The following is a 16,092-nucleotide window of genomic DNA, read 5'->3' on the forward strand; positions in this document are numbered from 1 at the left end:
TAAGAATTTGTGTTTATTAGCTCATTAAATCATTATTTCATTAACACATCGAGAAGAGGCATAAGTGAAAAGTGAAAAGGGAAAAGTGAAAAGGGATAAGGGATAAGTGATTGTTAGTCTGAGCTGAGCCTGTCCTGAGCATATCGAAGGGTCGAAGACGCTTGTTAAGAATTATGAATTAAGAATTATGAATTAAGAATTTGTGTTTATTAGCTCATTAAATCATTATTTCATTAACTCATTAATTCATTAAAAAATAAAGCTATTAATCAAAATATAAGACTATGAATAACGATAAAATAACCATTGTAGGATTAGGTTATGTAGGCTTGCCTTTAGCCGTGGAATTTGCCAAAAAGTATCCAGTGGTTGGATTCGACATCAATACCAAACGTATTGCCGAACTTCAAGCAGGCAAAGACCGTACTTTGGAAGTGGAGGACAAGCATTTAAAACAGGTATTGCTTTCAGAAAACAAGGGTCAAAACGGACTGTATGTCACCAACCAATTGGAAGCCTTGGCCGATTCCAATGTGTACATCATTACCGTGCCAACGCCTACAGACGACCTAAACAAGCCTATTTTTACGCCGTTGGTAAAAGCCAGTGAAAGCATTGGGAAGGTTTTAAAAAAAGGCGATATCGTTATTTATGAGTCCACGGTCTACCCAGGTGTTACAGAAGACATCTGTGTGCCTATTTTAGAAGCCCAATCCGGTTTGAAATTCAATACCGATTTTTATGCAGGCTATTCCCCAGAACGTATCAATCCGGGAGATAAAAAACATACGGTAACCAAAATATTGAAGGTAACCTCGGGTTCCACCCCAGAAATAGCCAAGGTGGTGGATGACCTCTATAAATCCATTATCACGGCAGGTACCCATATGGCTCCTTCCATCAAGGTAGCAGAAGCAGCCAAAGTGATAGAAAACTCACAAAGGGATATCAACATCGCTTTTGTGAATGAGCTATCCAAAATCTTCAGGCTTTTGGATATCGATACCAAAGCTGTTTTGGAGGCTGCAGGAACCAAATGGAATTTTATCAATTTTACCCCAGGTCTGGTTGGCGGACATTGTATTGGGGTAGATCCGTATTATCTGGCTCAAAAGGCCATCGAATCTGGGTATAATCCAGAAATCATCTTGGCAGGGCGAAAAATGAACGATAGTATGGGGTCTTATGTGGCTACCGAAACGGTGAAAATGATGATTAAAAAAGGAGCGACCATTAAAGGGGCCAAGGTGCTGGTATTGGGGATTACCTTTAAAGAGAACTGTCCCGACATACGTAATTCCAGGGTGATTGATATCATTAGGGAATTTGAAAGTTATGACGTGAATGTAGATGTGTTTGACCCATGGGCCTCTTCCGAGGAAGTTAAGGAAGAATATGGCTTCGATTTGTTGTGCCACAAAAATGACTTAGGTGAGAATTATGATGCAGTGGTCTTGGCAGTGTGCCATAAAGAATTCCTGAAGTTGGATTTGCAAAAGTTAAAATCCCCAATCGGTGTTATTTTCGACGTCAAGTCCTTACTGCCTAAGGAGACTGTTGATGGGAGGTTGTAGGGACAGGTCGTGACCTATCCTTATGTGTGATGATGGTGGTGGTGGACAGGTCACGAATTGTACGTACGGGTGATGATGGTGGTGGTGGACAGGTCACGACCTATCCGTACGGGTGATGATGGTGGTGGTGGACAGATCGCGATCTGTCCGTACGGGAGGTGCGTGAATCGGGAGGTGTAAGTGGTGTTTCAATCCAAGGCGTTACCACGTCACTCCTAAAGTCGTTCCTCGCAATGACACCGTATTTTTGGGGCTCACAAAAAAAGAAGAGTCATGTTCTTGAATTTCAACTAATAAAATGAACTATAAACTATTTTAGTTTTAGTGTTTCATTAAAACACTTACTTTTAGTCTTTCAACAAACTAAGTATCATGTATCATAACCCATATCAAAAACAAGATTTATCAACTCTTAGCTTTTTAGTAACTGGAGGAGCTGGGTTCATTGGAAGCAACCTAGTTGAATACCTCCTAAAACACAAGGCCAAAAAAGTAAGGGTGTTAGACGATTTTTCCAACGGCTATCGTGAAAACCTTACGGAATTCAGGGACCATCCTGCCTTTGAATTGATGGAAGGAGACATTCGGGATTTGGAAACCTGTAAACAAGCGATGAAAGGCATGGACTATGTATCGCATCAGGCCGCTTTGGGGTCTGTACCACGTTCCATAAACGATCCTGCAACCACCAATGCCGTGAACATCTCTGGATTTTTAAACATGATGATCGCCCTAAAGGAAAGCGATACCGTGATACGAATGGTCTATGCTGCTTCCAGTTCCACCTATGGCGACAGCAAAAGCCTTCCTAAAGTAGAAGCTCAGATAGGCAAGCCTTTGTCCCCATATGCTGTTACCAAATACGTGAACGAACTCTATGCCGATGTGTTTGGTAAAACCTATGGCACAGATGTGGTAGGTTTGCGCTATTTTAATGTGTTTGGACCCAAGCAAAGTCCCCATGGGGCTTATGCAGCCGTCATTCCCTTGTTTATGCAGGCCTTAAAGGATGGGGTGTCGCCAACCATTAATGGGGATGGGGAGCAAACCCGCGACTTTACCTTTGTGGCCAATGCCGTGCAAGCCAACATCAAAGGGTTTTTTGCCTCCAAAGAGGCCCGTAATGAGGTGTTTAATGTGGCTTGTGGTGAGCGGATTTCTGTTAATTATTTGTGGCAGGCCTTAAGCGAGGCAGCAGATTCAAGGCTAAATGCCATCCATGGTCCGGAGCGTCTAGGGGATGTTCGGGATTCCTTGGCTGATATTTCTAAGGCTGAGAAGTTGTTGGGCTACCAACCTGAGTATTCGGTTAGGGAGGGCTTAAAACTGACTTGGGATTATTTTAATAAATAAGCTGTCATTGTTAGTCCTTCTCTGAAAGCGTCATTGCGAGCGAAGCGTGGCAATCTGTTTCATGGAGCGCTAAATAAACCAAGTTGTTACTTTTTTTTATAAATCACATGAAACTAGGCTTCATCTACATATTAACAAACAAAAACAACACAACTTTCTTCTTAAGATTTTTTGGGAATGATCTTTAGCATGTAGTTCATAACTCCCTTGTTTAAGGATTGTTTATAGCGTGTTGTAGCTCACTATTTCTCAAAACAGTTGGGATGATTTATATTGTTTAGGAATATGATTATAATTAGGTACTTTTTTATAAAATTTTAAATAGAGGTTTAGTCAAATTCTTTAATTTAAGTTAGGCTGCAGGTAGTGTCGGGTTTGTTTTTATTAACTTCCCTTTGGTTGATTTTATGTTTTGCGAGGAGTCTAAATACATGACAATTTTTTAGTACGATTACTGTTTGATTTTTTCATGAATTTTGTCATGATCCAACTTTGGTTTAGACAGAACTTGAGAACCATGTTTGCATTATGATAGTTGTATAAGCTCAAAATCCAGAGTTAAACCTATTTAGTTTTAAACTATTGTATTTAGATTTTAATCTATTTTAAATTTTACCTAGGAGTTTAGTTTTCATTTTTAATAGATGTTACGTAAACTAAACACTCTTTATTGGTTAGATTCATTATACTATGACGTGACCCAGAGGGAAACACAAAAAAGTCATGGGTAATACCTTGGTACCTAATATCTCCAATAGTTATTGCCAGTGTACCGCTTATTATTAAAAGAGTTTCAGTTTTATTGGGATGTGAATGTGTGGGATACATGGCATGAGGTTCTATTTTTATCAGTTTAAAGCTGCAGTTGTTTAAAAGGCTTAATTGTTTGCTGGAGAACCCTACTAGCTTGCTTGGTTTCCATTTTAAATCCTTTGAATTTGTATAGTTGTCTTGTATTGTTTTCATTTTATAAATTTTATTATTCACACTAGTTTTGCAAGAGATTTTACTATACCATAGTGCATGGCTTCGTGATAATTATTGAATTTAAAAGCTGCATCTATAGTTGACAGGTTAAACCCAACATTGGTTTTAAAAGGCTTAAAATTACTAAACATTTTTGTGTTATAATCTGCTTTAGTGAGTTGTATTATGGATGTTAATTTAAGTTTAAGATCCATTATGTTTTCTTTGGAAATATTTTTATTTGGAAAGGAGCCAGGTTTATAATTATTAAAGACCTCTTCGGAAAGACATATGTCTAAACCAGATGATTTGTAAATTAGTGCTTGCTGAACTGTTATTATATGACCTATATTCCAAATAATGTTGTTATTATATCCATCAGGAATAGTGTTTAATTGTTTAAAAGACAATTCGTTAACTAGTTTTAGAAATAACAGCCTATTAGTTTCCAAAAATGTTAAAGACTGAATCCATAATTTTTAGTTTGATTGTTTTTAGATTTGTAGGTTAGCAGTTTTTAGAGCCATAAAATACATTGGATCAGCACCTCGTTTGCGTATAAGCTAAATAAAGACATCATTTACTTTGGATTAAATTTGATGTATAGCTAAGGCAGAGGTGAGGATCGATGACCTATTTATGACTAAGATGTTTTAATTGATGATGATTTTTTTTAATATAATTTCATTAGAATCGTTTAGAACTTCTACATAGTAATTGCCAGCAGGTAAATTAGAGATATTGATGCTGTTATATAGATCTTTTTTAATGGACTTTATTTTTTGACCAAGAGCATTATAAATTGTCGCTTGCACTATTTTTTGCTCTGAGTTAGTATGGATTTTAAAACTTGATATTGCTGGATTTGGAATTAATGAAACGACATTGGATTTTATTTCAAAGTCTTCAATACTTAAGGTTGTAAATTGGTTATCAATTGCATAGCCTCTATTGGAGAATCCGTGATACGCTAAGCTAAAACTAGCTGAGCTACTTCTTGAAAAAGCAAAATCTATGGAATTATTGCTATAATTAAATATATAATCGTTAGTGTCTCCAGTATCAAACAGTCGGGTAGCGACTAGGGTACGTGTACCAGAAGAAACTGTATTTGAAATTAGATTCCAATCGTTAGAATCGGAAGAAGGAGCGACGCCAATACCATTATGTACGGCATCAACCAAGGATGTGCCATTATAGTATACAACATCTTCTCCATTTTGCATACCATCCCCATTATTAAATTCGCCAAACTGTAAAGCAAACCATCTGTCTGCTGGACCCGTAAAAGTAAGAGTGGCTGTGTTAGTATTATCATCCAGATCTATTCTGACTGTCATTCCTGATAGAAGGTTAACAACTCCCGTTGATTTTACTTGAGCACTTAATTCATTTTGAATTAGGATCAATACCAATAATAAAAGTAATTGTTTTTTCATGATTTAGTTTTTTAAAAGATTAATTATGTTTTGGTCTCCCGTTGAAACGGCATATTCAAAAGTGGATTTTCCGGTATTGTCAAGAGCAGATTTATCTGCACCATGTTTTAATAATAAATTAATGACTTTGGTATTTTTAAATAAGATAGCATACATAAGAGGGCTAACTCCTTTAGCATCAGTTAAATTTACGTTTGCATTGTATTCTAAAAGGGTATTTATTATATAGAAATTGTTTTTTACCACAGCAGCAGCTAATGCTGTACCATTCTCACTTTTGTGATTTATGTTAGAGACAAGAGGTAACATATATTCCAAGATTTCTTGTTGCTCATAATATGCAGCTATAATAAGTAGTGAGTGATTGTGCTTATTTAATGAGTCTGCTATTTTAGGATTTTGATTCAAAATATGTTTAACTTGAATCAAGTTACCCTTTCTCACACTTTCAAAAATATCGAAGTTAAGATTACTTTGCCCCATGGCGACAAATGGAAACATTATTAAAATCAATAATTTCATGGTTTTAAATTATATTTAAAAGATACTTTAACAGTCTTAGCAACTTTATTTTGTACCAGTTTTGGGATTTGGATATTAAAATCTTCTGGATGCACCATAAACTCCCCATTAAGGATCAAGGATGATTCATTGTTATCAAGTTTACATTCTATTTGTATGGATTTGGTTACCCCATGGATTGTTAACTCTCCATCCAATACCAATTGACCATCTGTTTTTAAGGCCTTGTTTGCATCAAAATTTTTAAATTTTCCTTTAAATGAAGCTTTAGGAAATCTTTCGCTTTCCATATAGTTTTCATTGAAATGCTCCTGCATTAACCCGATTTTAAATTGAAAGGCATTAATAAACACAATGGTTGCAAATTCACCGGTTGAACTATTTAATATAGCAGAGGCAGCATTTGTTTTGGCCTTCACTTCTTCGAAACCCATAACAGAAGCTTCAAATTGTATGTTTCCATTTCTGGTTTTATAATATTGGGCAAAAGTATTAGGCGTTATAAAAATTATCCCTAATAATGTAAGTATGAGTGTTTTCATGTTTTTATTGTTCCAATAAGCCATCTGCCATCCATTGAAGGATTATGTCAATTTGATTTTGAGCCATTCTTCCGGTTTGTGGCATCAGTCCTGGTTCACCATTCTGTTTTTGAATACGATCCAATAAGTTGGTATTTAAAATTGCATCTTTTAGTAAGTAATAATCTGTTAAAGGTCTAAAACCTGCTACATTTCCTATTGAGTGACAGCTTACACAATTAGTTTGGATTATAACTTTCACTTGTTTATTATAAGTAACGGACTCTTCGATCTGTAGCTGTTCTTCCAATTCCTGATAGGTATTGTTGCTACAGCCAAAGAGAACGCTACTTAGAATCATGACAAACATTTTCTTTTTCATAATTTTTTAAAAAACTCTATATAAATTAAATCCAAAGTATATTTCACCTTTGGTCCAATCACCTGTGGCGTTGGTAAGGTATTCGCTTTCAGTCATGGCTTGTGAATTGGTAAATAATAATTGGAACACATGGCCTCCAGTTTCAATATCTAATCCTAATGAGAGGGGGTTATTGTAAAAAGAGGGTCTATTTGCATATAAATACTCTGCATTTAAGGATAGGCGCTTGGATAACTTAAAACGACCACCAGCTCCGACAGAAAGTTGTTTTTGGTTTTCAATTTGTGGATTGTATAGATTTTTATAGATAAAAGCGCCAACCAATTCTAGAGATAATTTCTTTGAAAAAGCACGGGATATTAAAATTTCAGACACGTATGTAAGACGATTTTGAAATGATAGATCGGGGTAGGTGTCTTTATCTATCTGGCTGTTAATTTGAAGACTATGATATCCAACTAATGTTACAGGCATTTTTTGGTTTTGAGTACTTATCCTGTATTTTACAGTTCCTTCATAAACCTTATTGAGTGTGTGTCTAGAAAGACCTAAAGCAAGCCAATTTTTAACACCATAAATAGCTCCAATTTTAGTGTTGGCATTATCTAGTCCAAAAAATGTATTAACACCATCATCTAATGAACCAAACCTATGAGATACAAGGAAGTAAAAATCACCCTTATTTATCATTTTTGTAGATTGCAAGTTCACTATTTGCAAACCTTTAAAAGCAGTATTTGTGGTACGATCATTTTGTGCCATATCAAGACTGTCCAAAAGATTTACTTGAGCCTTGATTTGGGACCCAAACACAAATAATACAATTATTAAAAGGATTCTATTATACATTCATTTATTTTTATATTATCAAACAGTTCGTCATAACCAATGTACCTACCTTTTATTTTTATAGGTTGGTTTATTTTTAAGGTTCTGAATTTTAAATTGGGGATACATACAATCTTGTTATTTAGTATTATTAAAGAATCTTTTACGGCCGTAACAATACCTGTTATACCAACAATTTTATTTAAATATTTCTCATCAAAAGCTTTGTTATCACTCTGAAACTCCATGTAAATTGCTTTTGCATCTATACTATATTCTTTCTCTATATATGTTATTGGGGTTGGAGGTTTAAGCATTTGTTTGTAATAAATAATACAGAAACCTGTTAATTGTAACAAAAGAATTAAAATGACTGTTCTAACGGTTTTTGCTTTCATAATATCTTGATAGTTGAATAGCTTTTTAAAAAGGCGTCTTTCAAGACGCCTTTTACAGCTATAAACCAATAAGGGAAGAAATAATAAAAGCTTAATTCTTTGCTTTTATTAAACTGGAACTCGACAATTGTGCTAAACTAAAAGCAGCAATTGCCATTACTAGATCTCTTACTGCCACGTCTAAAAATGAACCACTAAAGATCAATGTTAAAGCAATTAATATTAACCACGCCATTACTACATAAGAACCAATAATTGGGCGCAAAAGCACTAATACCCCTGCAATTATTTCAATAATCCCTACTACAATCATAAAGGTTGATGCTTCAAAAGGAAGCATATCAACTATACCTGATGATAGGTATTGTGTCCAATCTGTTAGAATATTTGCAAACTTATCTAAACCGGCTACAATAGGTACAATACCAAATGTGTAGTACAATAATTTCTCAACTATTAAATTGTTCGATTTCATTTTAATCTATTTTAATTTATTACATCCTTTGGATGCAAAAATTAATGTTAGGTTACAAAAAAGAGCAAAAGGTTCAAAAAATAGGTTATTGAAAAATGATGACATAAGCCTATCTAACTATTTTAGAGCTATTCAAGAATAATTTTCTTGATGTAGACTTCATTTTTATTTTTTGTTCTTATTCGTAAAACATACATTCCAGGCGAAAGATGTTTCATACTTAATTTATTTAACCTATCAGCGCTTAAAACCTCTCTTCCACCAATATCAAATAAAGATATATTCGATATTGTACCATCTTTCAGTTTGATGTTTAGAATATCATTAGTTGGATTAGGAAAAACTTTTAAGTTTTGGCTATTTGAAACATCGGGTATACTTAAGGATTCAAGATCTATAGTGTAAGTCATTAGGCCTAGATCAAAACTTCCTATATATGCTTTTAAAGAATTTCCATCAAATATAAATGCAGATGACTTACCAAGTGTATGCAATAACTGTTGATTAGTAATGGTTTCCCATGTCCCGCCACTATTTATTGAATAATATAATTGAAAATCTGATGATAAAGAAGAGGTTGAAGTATGCGTTGAAGCCGCCATATGACCATTTACTTCCGTAGAAAAGTTGATTTTATGAGTAACACTTGTTGTTTTTTGTTCCCAATGTTCACCTCCATCGGTTGACATAAATATTCCTTTTGTTGTAGCAATGGCCCATTCATCTACATTAAGTGGGTTGTTATCTATGTCATAGATTAAATCATAGTTAAGAATTAAGTTTTCCAAACCACTGCTGTTATTTTCCCAGGTTGATCCATTGTCTTCTGAAGAGTACATTTCTGCGCCAATACTTAAAACTATTTTTCCAGAGTCTGAAATTAAAATATCATTGATAAAGTCATAAGCCGGTAAGTTAATGTTAACCTCTTCAACATTATTCATGTCCGAAAAGTCAATTTTTTTCAAGAGAGTTTCAGCACCACTAAAGCCACCAAAAGCTGCCAAAATAGTATCATCTTCATTAGGATAAGCTGCCAATCCTGTAAGCTTATTTGCAAACAAAGAAATTAGCATTGATCTAGTACCTCCATTATCATTACTAACATATAAGTTTGAACCTATAAAACTTGAATTAAACGTAAACACTCTGTCAACTTGTGTTTTATCAGCTATTTGAGTTATGCCAAGGCTGTTAGTAGCCATGTTAAGTGGCAATATTTCATATGCCGTTTCTATTCCCGTAGTCACGTCTCTATGAACATATCCAAATTGGGCTGAATAGTAAAGATTGATGTTAGAACCATCGTTATAAACATCCATATTTCCTGTACTAGAAAAATATGGTGTTTTAATCCAAGAAACGGTTTGCCCATTGTCAGAAGATATTAGAGGCACATAATTTCCCGTAATAACCATCTCATCCTCTTCAAATGGGTTAAAACTTACTTTTTGTCCATAATAATAGCTCTCGGGATTATCATTTAAATATAAATTATATTGCCAAGTGTTACCCCCATCTACTGATGTTACTATTTCATTTTCTTCTAGCAATACAATTTCAAGCGGGTTTAAAGGATTGTATTTGATATAAGTGATTTCATCTAAAATACCTTCAGTCCAATTCATATTTACCACCGAAAAAGTATTACCTCCATTTGTAGACTTATAAAGGTTTTCTTGAGAGGCACCAAAACTCATGCCTGTACCCAATAGTATATTGTCATTATTTATAGGGTCGAAAGCAATAGGCCCCAAGATTACTCCTTCCAATTTTTCCTCCCATGTCTGACCTCCATCTTCAGAAACTAATAACCCTCCATCTATTCCTTGATCTCCAAAACCTCTTGATAAAAATAATTTATCAGGGTTATTTGGACTAATTGCTACTTTATTTATAAATACATTGCTGTTATTTGTCGTGTCATAAATTGGATCCCAATTGGCGCCACCGTCATTTGTGAAAAATGTCATTCCATAGATTAAGCCATACTGGTCTCTATAATTTGTATCAACAATTAAAACATCTTCATCTTGTTTATAAAAATCATAATCCCATACAAACCCTTGTAAGTTCTGGTTTGGCAATGGAATATTTTTTGCAATACTTTGACTTGATAGGTCATAAACCATTATTGCTCCATCGTGACCAGCAGTTTGGTATACTGCAAAGCTTAACCCTGAACCATCTGGCATTAGTTTTAAATACCTGATTGATGCATCAGGTGGTAGAGGGCTATTTATACCTATTGGTAATGTATACAAAATATCCCATGACTCACCATTATCTTCTGAAACCACAATGTGATTTATTTCTGAAATAGCATAAATTTTGTTTGGAGTAGCAGGATCATAAATAAGATCAAAAATTCTACCAAAACTGTCAGAACCTTCATACTCGATTTGAGCAAATGACATTAACGAAAAGAAACAGAATAATACTAATGTAAAAATTTTTCTCATAACTATTGTTTTTAAAATTCTATACAATAGTCAAAAAAAATATTGGGAAGAGGCAAGGAATTTAAATAACAATCGTGACATCAAACCTAAAAAACGTGACAACCATTATATAGATGATAAATAATTATATAATCCCTTACTATTTGGCAAATTTAATTTATCACTTACTCGTTCTTTTCTTTTTCGAATGGCCTCTTGAGTAACATTAAAGAGACTTGCTATTTCTTTATTTGACAAGTTCATATATAAGTAACACAGGTAACGCACATCATTAACATTAAGATTAGGATGCTGCAATTTTAATTTTTTTAAAAATCCATTATTTACCTGCTCGAAATGTATCATAAAATCCTTCCACTCATTATCACTCTTTAATAAAATTTTTAACTCTTTAATTTTTCTTGTTACCTGCTTACTTTTTAAGACTTCTTTTTGTTCTGTCAATTCATTTATAATATTATCTATGAGTTCATTTCTATTTGCTATTTGCAAGGCTTTTGTAGCTAATTTTCTATTTCTAGATTCGATTTCATTCTTTAATCTTTCTTCCTCCAACAAAGCCATGGTCTTTCTGTTTTGCAATTGCCTCTCAAGAATAATCTTATCATTTTCTTTTTTTTCTAATTCAAGAGTTATCACCTTTTTAAATTGGTTATGAATTATTTTTCTTTGTTTACTTTTTATAATACTGTTTCTCAACGCCCATGCTATAAGCAATAAAATTACAACGGACCAGCCTATAAAATAACGTAGTCTTGATTGTGTAAGCTGGAGCGATTTTTTATTCTGACTTAATTCATTTTTGTAATTTTCAATTTCAAATCTAACTCTAGCCGACTCAAATAGAGCACTATTTTTTAAATTGTTTATAGTATCTCTGGTTGCTATTACTGAATCTAAAGCTGCAAACGCCTTATCGTATTCTTTGAGTTGCTTATTTAACTTTACAAGTTTTTGAAAAACCTGCAATTTATTTTTAGGGGTCATAGAAACCTTAAGTGCATTTTCTAAATACTGCTTTGATCTTAACAAATTACCTTCAGACTCTAAAATATCAGAAATTAAGAGTAATAGGTTGAATTTTTCTTCTCCTTCAGCTTTCAAATCACTTAAAGTGTTTAAAGCCATAGAATTAGCCTCTTTTATGAGATTTCTTTTATAAAGATTTTCAATTCTAGCAATAGTACTAGAAATAGCTATTGATGGATAATTTTTAAGTTTAGAATCTGCAGTGTTTAAATATTTAATTGCTTTATCTAATTCATTATTCATGTTAGCTACAATTGCTAAATTAATTGAGTACATCCCTATTTTTTTATCATCACCTTTAAGTTGAGCCAATTTATACGCCTTTAAAAAGTAGCCTTTGGATTTAGCAAGTTCTCCTTGGTCAAAGTAAAGAATTGCTAAATTATTCAAAACTGTCATTTCTTCGGCTTTATTAAGATGTTCTGTCGATATTTTATATGCCTCTAAATAATTGTTAAGCGCTTCCCCATAATCTAACATTGAATAATAATTTACTCCAAGGTTATTTAATGCTAAAAATTGATATCTATATAATTTTTGCTCCTTTGATTCTACAAGTAAATTTGTTAATAGCTTGATTGATTTGCGGTAACTTCTATCTTTTTGGAATTTTAAAGATTGAAACAAAACACTATCTAATTCAATTTCATTTTGAGCATGGAGGGCAGAGGTGAAATTAAAAATTGAAATATAAAAAACAATAAATAAGTATATTTTCATGTTTTTAATTCAATTTAATTTTTGCGAAGAATATTTGTGAATTTAATGTTCTTTAATGTGAGATTAATTAGTTTGAATGAGACGTAATATACATATGCATTCTTTGATATAATAAAGATTATTTGATATCTCCCGTTTAGATAACAAATAGTAATTCTTTTATTTTATTTATAACAATGATTTTCTTTCCTGAATTTTAAAATTAATCTTTTTTATCTGCAAAATAGTATAACTAAATATTAATCATATACTTATATTAAACAATCAGTATTTAATTTAGATATTATCATGGATTAGAGTTAATTACAATTTAAAATTTAGGCTGTGATTTATATATATACTCCATAACGTTTGCGACAATTCTATCGCATTTAGAATTACCAAATTCAAAAATATTTGTATAATCGGTTAAACTCAAAATTGAATCCTTAAGCATTGTTCTAGCTCTATGCAAACGTACTTTTACGTTGCTATTGCTTAAATCTAAACATTTCGATATTTCAGAGATTGCCAACCCTTCAACCTCTTTAAGCATATAAACTATTTTATACTTTTCAGGAAGTGTGTCTATTGCCTTTTCCATAAAACAAGAAGATTCTTTGTACATAGTTTTGTGTTCAGGGGTCATAATGTTTTTGTCTTCAATTTGTAATATATTTTCATCTTGTTGCAAGGCAATGGTTTTTATTTTAGAAGCCCTTCTTTTCCTTTGCAAAGCTTCGTTTATTCCAATTCGTATTAACCAAGTAGAAAACATAGCATCATTTTTAAATTGGTATAATTTTTCAAAAGCCTTAATATAAGTATCTTGCATAACATCTTCAACGTCAGACTCTAAAACTATATAGCTTCTGATTGTTCTAAACAATAGTTCATTATTTCGGCGCATAAGAATTTCGAATAACTCTGTCTCACCATTGAGTACTTTTTCAATTATTAACGCTTCTTCAAGTTCTTTTTTGGTTGTAGTGCTGGTATTCATAACGGTATTATTTCTAATTAGATGCAAATTATTTTTTAAGGTTACATTTTTTGTAACCTTTTTTTAATGTTTTCATCTAAAGTGAACAAGACCATGAAAGGTCGATAACTTATTACATATTTAATTAATAATCTATAGTTTTGAATTATTTAGCTACTGTACTGAATAAGACATGGTTAACCCCAAATGTTTTTCAGTTATCTATTGAAAGACCAGAGTCTTTTACTTATCAAATTGGGCAAGCATTAGAAATATCATTACATAAAGATACGGAATTTTTAAAAGCTCCTTTTACCATAACGAGTATTTATGAGAACGATAAAGACTTACAATTTACCATTAAAGTTTACCCAGAACACAATGGAATTACTGTTGCACTATCAAAATTAAAGGTAAACGACACCATATTAATTACAGATGCTTGGGATTCCTTTGCTTATAAAGGTGAAGGTGTTTTTATAGCTGCAGGATCTGGTATTACTCCATTTATACCAATACTTCGACTCTTAAATGAAAAAAATAAAATAGAAGGTCATAAATTAATCTATGCCAATAGAACGGAGCGCGATATTATCTTAAAACAAGAACTCGAAACCATTTTAGGGAATAGTTTCTATAATCTATTAAGTAGAGATCATTTAAGCAAATATACTTTTGGACGGGTAGATTACGATTTTCTTTCTGACACCATTGACTCTACTCATCAATATTTTTATGTATGTGGACCAAAACCTTTTCTTGAGAGTATTAACAAGGCCTTGTTAAAACTTGGAGTAAACAAAAAATTAATTCAATCAATTTATTAAACCCTAAAAAATGAACGGAAAAGAACAACAAGAAATCAATATTTTCTCTAACAATGAAATCAAGAACTTGGAAACCATATCAAAGCATCAAGAAAAATTAAAAACTATTGAGTATCATTTTGCAAAGATTATGGAAGCTTTAGGTTTAAAACTTGATGATCCGAGCCTAAAAGAAACCCCTAAACGTGTTGCAAAAATGTATATCAATGAAGTTTTTAAAGGGTTGAATGAGGAGAATTTTCCAAGTATTTCCTTTTTTGAGAACGTCAGTGGTTATCGTGAAATGGTTTTAGTAGATAACATAAAGGTTTATTCATATTGCGAACATCACTTTGTGCCTTTCTTTGGAAAAGCTGCAGTAGCCTATATACCAAAAGACCGCGTTATTGGTTTGTCAAAAATAAATCGCATTGTTCAATTTTATGCTAGTAAACCTCAAATACAAGAAAAACTTACTGTTGAAATTGGCTTAAAGCTAAAGGAATTATTAGAAACAGACGATATAGCTATCCACATTGAAGCCAATCATCTCTGTGTAGCCTCTCGTGGCGTTGAAGACGAAAAAAGTTATACCAAAACAAATTTTTTCAGTGGAAAATTTTTAAAAGAAAAAGAAAAATCCAGATTTCTAAATTCAATAAGCAGTTAATTTTTAAAAAAAATTGTAACCCTACCCCTCTTTTTGCATCAAAAGGTTGAACAATATTAAAATATAGAAATTATGAAACCAAAAAGAAGAAATACTTTAACGTTAGTTTGTCTGTTGCTTTTAACAACGTCAATCATGACATTTGGACAGGAAGCACCAAAATTAATCGATACGGAAATAGCTTCAGTAGCGGTGGTTGCCAACCAAATTGATATTGATTATGCACAAGTGGCTCTTAAACGTTCTAAAAACAAAGATATTCTTGACTTTGCCAACAGGATGATAGAAGACCATAACGCAGTAATTCAACAAGCTGTCGCCTTGGTTGAAAAATTAGGTGTGAATCCTAAAGATAATGCCGTGAGCCAATCTTTATTAAAACAGTCTGAAGAGACTTTAGAAACCTTGAAGGAAGTTGATGAACATGATTTTGACAAAACCTATATAGACAATGAAGTGGCTTATCACAAAGCTGTAATTGATGCAGTAAACGGCTTACTAATTCCTGAAGCCAATAATACTGAATTAAAAGGTTTATTAGAAGCTGTAGTGCCAGCACTTGAGGCCCATCTAGAACATGCTAAAATGACTCAAGCTAAAATTTAAAATTGAAATGCAACCTCATAAATCATCAGTTTCAAAGTATTTATTACTATTAGCAGTATTGGTTTGCACCTTCATTCTAATGGCTGGTTTTAAAAACCCAGATAGATTACTTGATAGTAATTCTAATGCCACAACACACACAGTAACTATATTCCGAATGAAATATCATCCAGCACAGCTTAATGTCAAAAAAGGTGACACGGTAGTTTGGATAAATAAGGATTTTGTTCCTCATGATGTTACCGAAGCCACTAATAAAAAATGGACTTCCAAACCCTTAAAACAGGGCGAAAAATGGTACAGGGTTATAACAGAGGATATAAATTACTATTGTGATTTGCACAAAGTCATGAAAGGAGTAATAACAATAATTAAATAAA

18 protein-coding genes are annotated in these 16,092 nt (G+C 32.8%); 6 read left to right on the forward strand and 12 right to left on the reverse strand.

The window, feature by feature from the left end; all coding sequences use genetic code 11:
- Positions 1–284: 284 nt before the first annotated feature.
- Together D778_RS05710 and D778_RS05715 are read left to right on the forward strand one after the other, a co-directional pair.
- Positions 285–1,574, forward strand: a complete 1,290-nt coding sequence (locus tag D778_RS05710) for a nucleotide sugar dehydrogenase (protein WP_007648612.1) — start codon at positions 285–287, stop codon at positions 1,572–1,574.
- A 372-nt stretch (positions 1,575–1,946) separates the two neighbouring features.
- A complete protein-coding gene (locus D778_RS05715) occupies positions 1,947–2,927 on the forward strand; it encodes an SDR family oxidoreductase (RefSeq protein WP_007648614.1) in 981 nt (326 codons plus the stop codon).
- Between the two features lie 624 nt (positions 2,928–3,551).
- On the opposite strand, the gene D778_RS05720 is transcribed toward D778_RS05715, so the two are convergent.
- The 12 genes from D778_RS05720 to D778_RS05775 all read right to left on the reverse strand — a co-directional run bounded on the left by D778_RS05720 (position 3,552) and on the right by D778_RS05775 (position 13,651).
- A complete protein-coding gene (locus tag D778_RS05720) occupies positions 3,552–3,893 on the reverse strand; it encodes a cupin domain-containing protein (protein ID WP_040491592.1) in 342 nt (113 codons plus the stop codon).
- Positions 3,894–3,910: 17 nt separating this feature from the next.
- On the reverse strand, positions 3,911–4,345 hold the full coding sequence (locus D778_RS05725; protein ID WP_051052638.1) for a DinB family protein: 435 nt from the start codon (positions 4,343–4,345) through the stop codon (positions 3,911–3,913).
- 201 nt (positions 4,346–4,546) lie between these two features.
- Positions 4,547–5,233: a T9SS type A sorting domain-containing protein gene (locus D778_RS05730; RefSeq protein ID WP_162138291.1), complete on the reverse strand. Its 687-nt coding sequence runs from the start codon at positions 5,231–5,233 to the stop codon at positions 4,547–4,549.
- Positions 5,234–5,335: 102 nt separating this feature from the next.
- Positions 5,336–5,854: an ankyrin repeat domain-containing protein gene (locus D778_RS05735; protein WP_007648617.1), complete on the reverse strand. Its 519-nt coding sequence runs from the start codon at positions 5,852–5,854 to the stop codon at positions 5,336–5,338.
- Positions 5,851–6,396: a YceI family protein gene (locus D778_RS05740; protein WP_040491635.1), complete on the reverse strand. Its 546-nt coding sequence runs from the start codon at positions 6,394–6,396 to the stop codon at positions 5,851–5,853. The genes D778_RS05735 and D778_RS05740 overlap by 4 nt, the downstream gene beginning before the upstream one ends.
- Positions 6,397–6,400: 4 nt before the next feature.
- Entirely contained in the window at positions 6,401–6,757 is a 357-nt protein-coding gene (locus D778_RS05745) for a hypothetical protein (protein ID WP_007648619.1), read from the reverse strand.
- A gap of 6 nt (positions 6,758–6,763) precedes the next feature.
- Positions 6,764–7,606 carry a DUF5777 family beta-barrel protein gene (locus D778_RS05750; RefSeq protein ID WP_007648620.1) on the reverse strand — a complete coding sequence of 281 codons (843 nt, stop codon included), beginning with the start codon at positions 7,604–7,606 and terminating at the stop codon, positions 6,764–6,766.
- Entirely contained in the window at positions 7,585–7,983 is a 399-nt protein-coding gene (locus D778_RS05755; RefSeq protein ID WP_007648621.1) for an OB-fold protein, read from the reverse strand. The genes D778_RS05750 and D778_RS05755 overlap by 22 nt, the downstream gene beginning before the upstream one ends.
- A gap of 91 nt (positions 7,984–8,074) precedes the next feature.
- Complete coding sequence (locus D778_RS05760; RefSeq protein ID WP_007648622.1) at positions 8,075–8,458, reverse strand: hypothetical protein; 384 nt, start codon at positions 8,456–8,458, stop codon at positions 8,075–8,077.
- A 128-nt stretch (positions 8,459–8,586) separates the two neighbouring features.
- Entirely contained in the window at positions 8,587–10,920 is a 2,334-nt protein-coding gene (locus tag D778_RS05765; RefSeq protein ID WP_007648623.1) for a T9SS type A sorting domain-containing protein, read from the reverse strand.
- Positions 10,921–11,025: 105 nt separating this feature from the next.
- Positions 11,026–12,669: a tetratricopeptide repeat protein gene (locus tag D778_RS05770; protein WP_007648624.1), complete on the reverse strand. Its 1,644-nt coding sequence runs from the start codon at positions 12,667–12,669 to the stop codon at positions 11,026–11,028.
- A 310-nt stretch (positions 12,670–12,979) separates the two neighbouring features.
- Positions 12,980–13,651, reverse strand: a complete 672-nt coding sequence (locus tag D778_RS05775) for an RNA polymerase sigma factor (RefSeq protein ID WP_007648627.1) — start codon at positions 13,649–13,651, stop codon at positions 12,980–12,982.
- 140 nt (positions 13,652–13,791) lie between these two features.
- Here D778_RS05775 and D778_RS05780 point away from each other — a divergent pair, with 140 nt between their 5' ends.
- The 4 genes from D778_RS05780 to D778_RS05795 all read left to right on the forward strand — a co-directional run bounded on the left by D778_RS05780 (position 13,792) and on the right by D778_RS05795 (position 16,091).
- Positions 13,792–14,457: an FAD-binding oxidoreductase gene (locus tag D778_RS05780; RefSeq protein WP_007648628.1), complete on the forward strand. Its 666-nt coding sequence runs from the start codon at positions 13,792–13,794 to the stop codon at positions 14,455–14,457.
- 10 nt (positions 14,458–14,467) lie between these two features.
- The gene (gene folE / locus D778_RS05785) at positions 14,468–15,106 is read left to right on the forward strand and encodes a GTP cyclohydrolase I FolE (protein ID WP_007648630.1); all 639 of its coding nucleotides are present in this window, start codon (positions 14,468–14,470) and stop codon (positions 15,104–15,106) included.
- A 135-nt stretch (positions 15,107–15,241) separates the two neighbouring features.
- Complete coding sequence (locus D778_RS05790; protein ID WP_007648631.1) at positions 15,242–15,712, forward strand: DUF4142 domain-containing protein; 471 nt, start codon at positions 15,242–15,244, stop codon at positions 15,710–15,712.
- Positions 15,713–15,719: 7 nt separating this feature from the next.
- Complete coding sequence (locus tag D778_RS05795) at positions 15,720–16,091, forward strand: plastocyanin/azurin family copper-binding protein (RefSeq protein WP_040491599.1); 372 nt, start codon at positions 15,720–15,722, stop codon at positions 16,089–16,091.
- The last annotated feature ends 1 nt before the right edge of the window (position 16,092 follow it).

The sequence above is a fragment of the Xanthomarina gelatinilytica genome, from assembly GCF_000348685.1.
Classification (GTDB): Bacteria; Bacteroidota; Bacteroidia; order Flavobacteriales; family Flavobacteriaceae; genus Xanthomarina; species Xanthomarina gelatinilytica.

What these genes read in the sequence shown, in the direction of transcription:
- D778_RS05720 (WP_040491592.1), bottom strand. Translation starts at nt 3,893, where the DNA reads ATGAAAACAATACAAGACAACTATACAAATTCAAAGGATTTAAAATGG.
- D778_RS05710 (WP_007648612.1), top strand. Translation starts at nt 285, where the DNA reads ATGAATAACGATAAAATAACCATTGTAGGATTAGGTTATGTAGGCTTG.
- D778_RS05770 (WP_007648624.1), bottom strand. Translation starts at nt 12,669, where the DNA reads ATGAAAATATACTTATTTATTGTTTTTTATATTTCAATTTTTAATTTC.
- D778_RS05775 (WP_007648627.1), bottom strand. Translation starts at nt 13,651, where the DNA reads ATGAATACCAGCACTACAACCAAAAAAGAACTTGAAGAAGCGTTAATA.
- D778_RS05750 (WP_007648620.1), bottom strand. Translation starts at nt 7,606, where the DNA reads ATGTATAATAGAATCCTTTTAATAATTGTATTATTTGTGTTTGGGTCC.
- D778_RS05745 (WP_007648619.1), bottom strand. Translation starts at nt 6,757, where the DNA reads ATGAAAAAGAAAATGTTTGTCATGATTCTAAGTAGCGTTCTCTTTGGC.
- D778_RS05795 (WP_040491599.1), top strand. Translation starts at nt 15,720, where the DNA reads ATGCAACCTCATAAATCATCAGTTTCAAAGTATTTATTACTATTAGCA.
- D778_RS05790 (WP_007648631.1), top strand. Translation starts at nt 15,242, where the DNA reads ATGACATTTGGACAGGAAGCACCAAAATTAATCGATACGGAAATAGCT.
- D778_RS05760 (WP_007648622.1), bottom strand. Translation starts at nt 8,458, where the DNA reads ATGAAATCGAACAATTTAATAGTTGAGAAATTATTGTACTACACATTT.
- D778_RS05715 (WP_007648614.1), top strand. Translation starts at nt 1,947, where the DNA reads ATGTATCATAACCCATATCAAAAACAAGATTTATCAACTCTTAGCTTT.
- D778_RS05765 (WP_007648623.1), bottom strand. Translation starts at nt 10,920, where the DNA reads ATGAGAAAAATTTTTACATTAGTATTATTCTGTTTCTTTTCGTTAATG.
- D778_RS05735 (WP_007648617.1), bottom strand. Translation starts at nt 5,854, where the DNA reads ATGAAATTATTGATTTTAATAATGTTTCCATTTGTCGCCATGGGGCAA.
- folE (WP_007648630.1), top strand. Translation starts at nt 14,468, where the DNA reads ATGAACGGAAAAGAACAACAAGAAATCAATATTTTCTCTAACAATGAA.
- D778_RS05730 (WP_162138291.1), bottom strand. Translation starts at nt 5,233, where the DNA reads ATGACAGTCAGAATAGATCTGGATGATAATACTAACACAGCCACTCTT.
- D778_RS05755 (WP_007648621.1), bottom strand. Translation starts at nt 7,983, where the DNA reads ATGAAAGCAAAAACCGTTAGAACAGTCATTTTAATTCTTTTGTTACAA.
- D778_RS05740 (WP_040491635.1), bottom strand. Translation starts at nt 6,396, where the DNA reads ATGAAAACACTCATACTTACATTATTAGGGATAATTTTTATAACGCCT.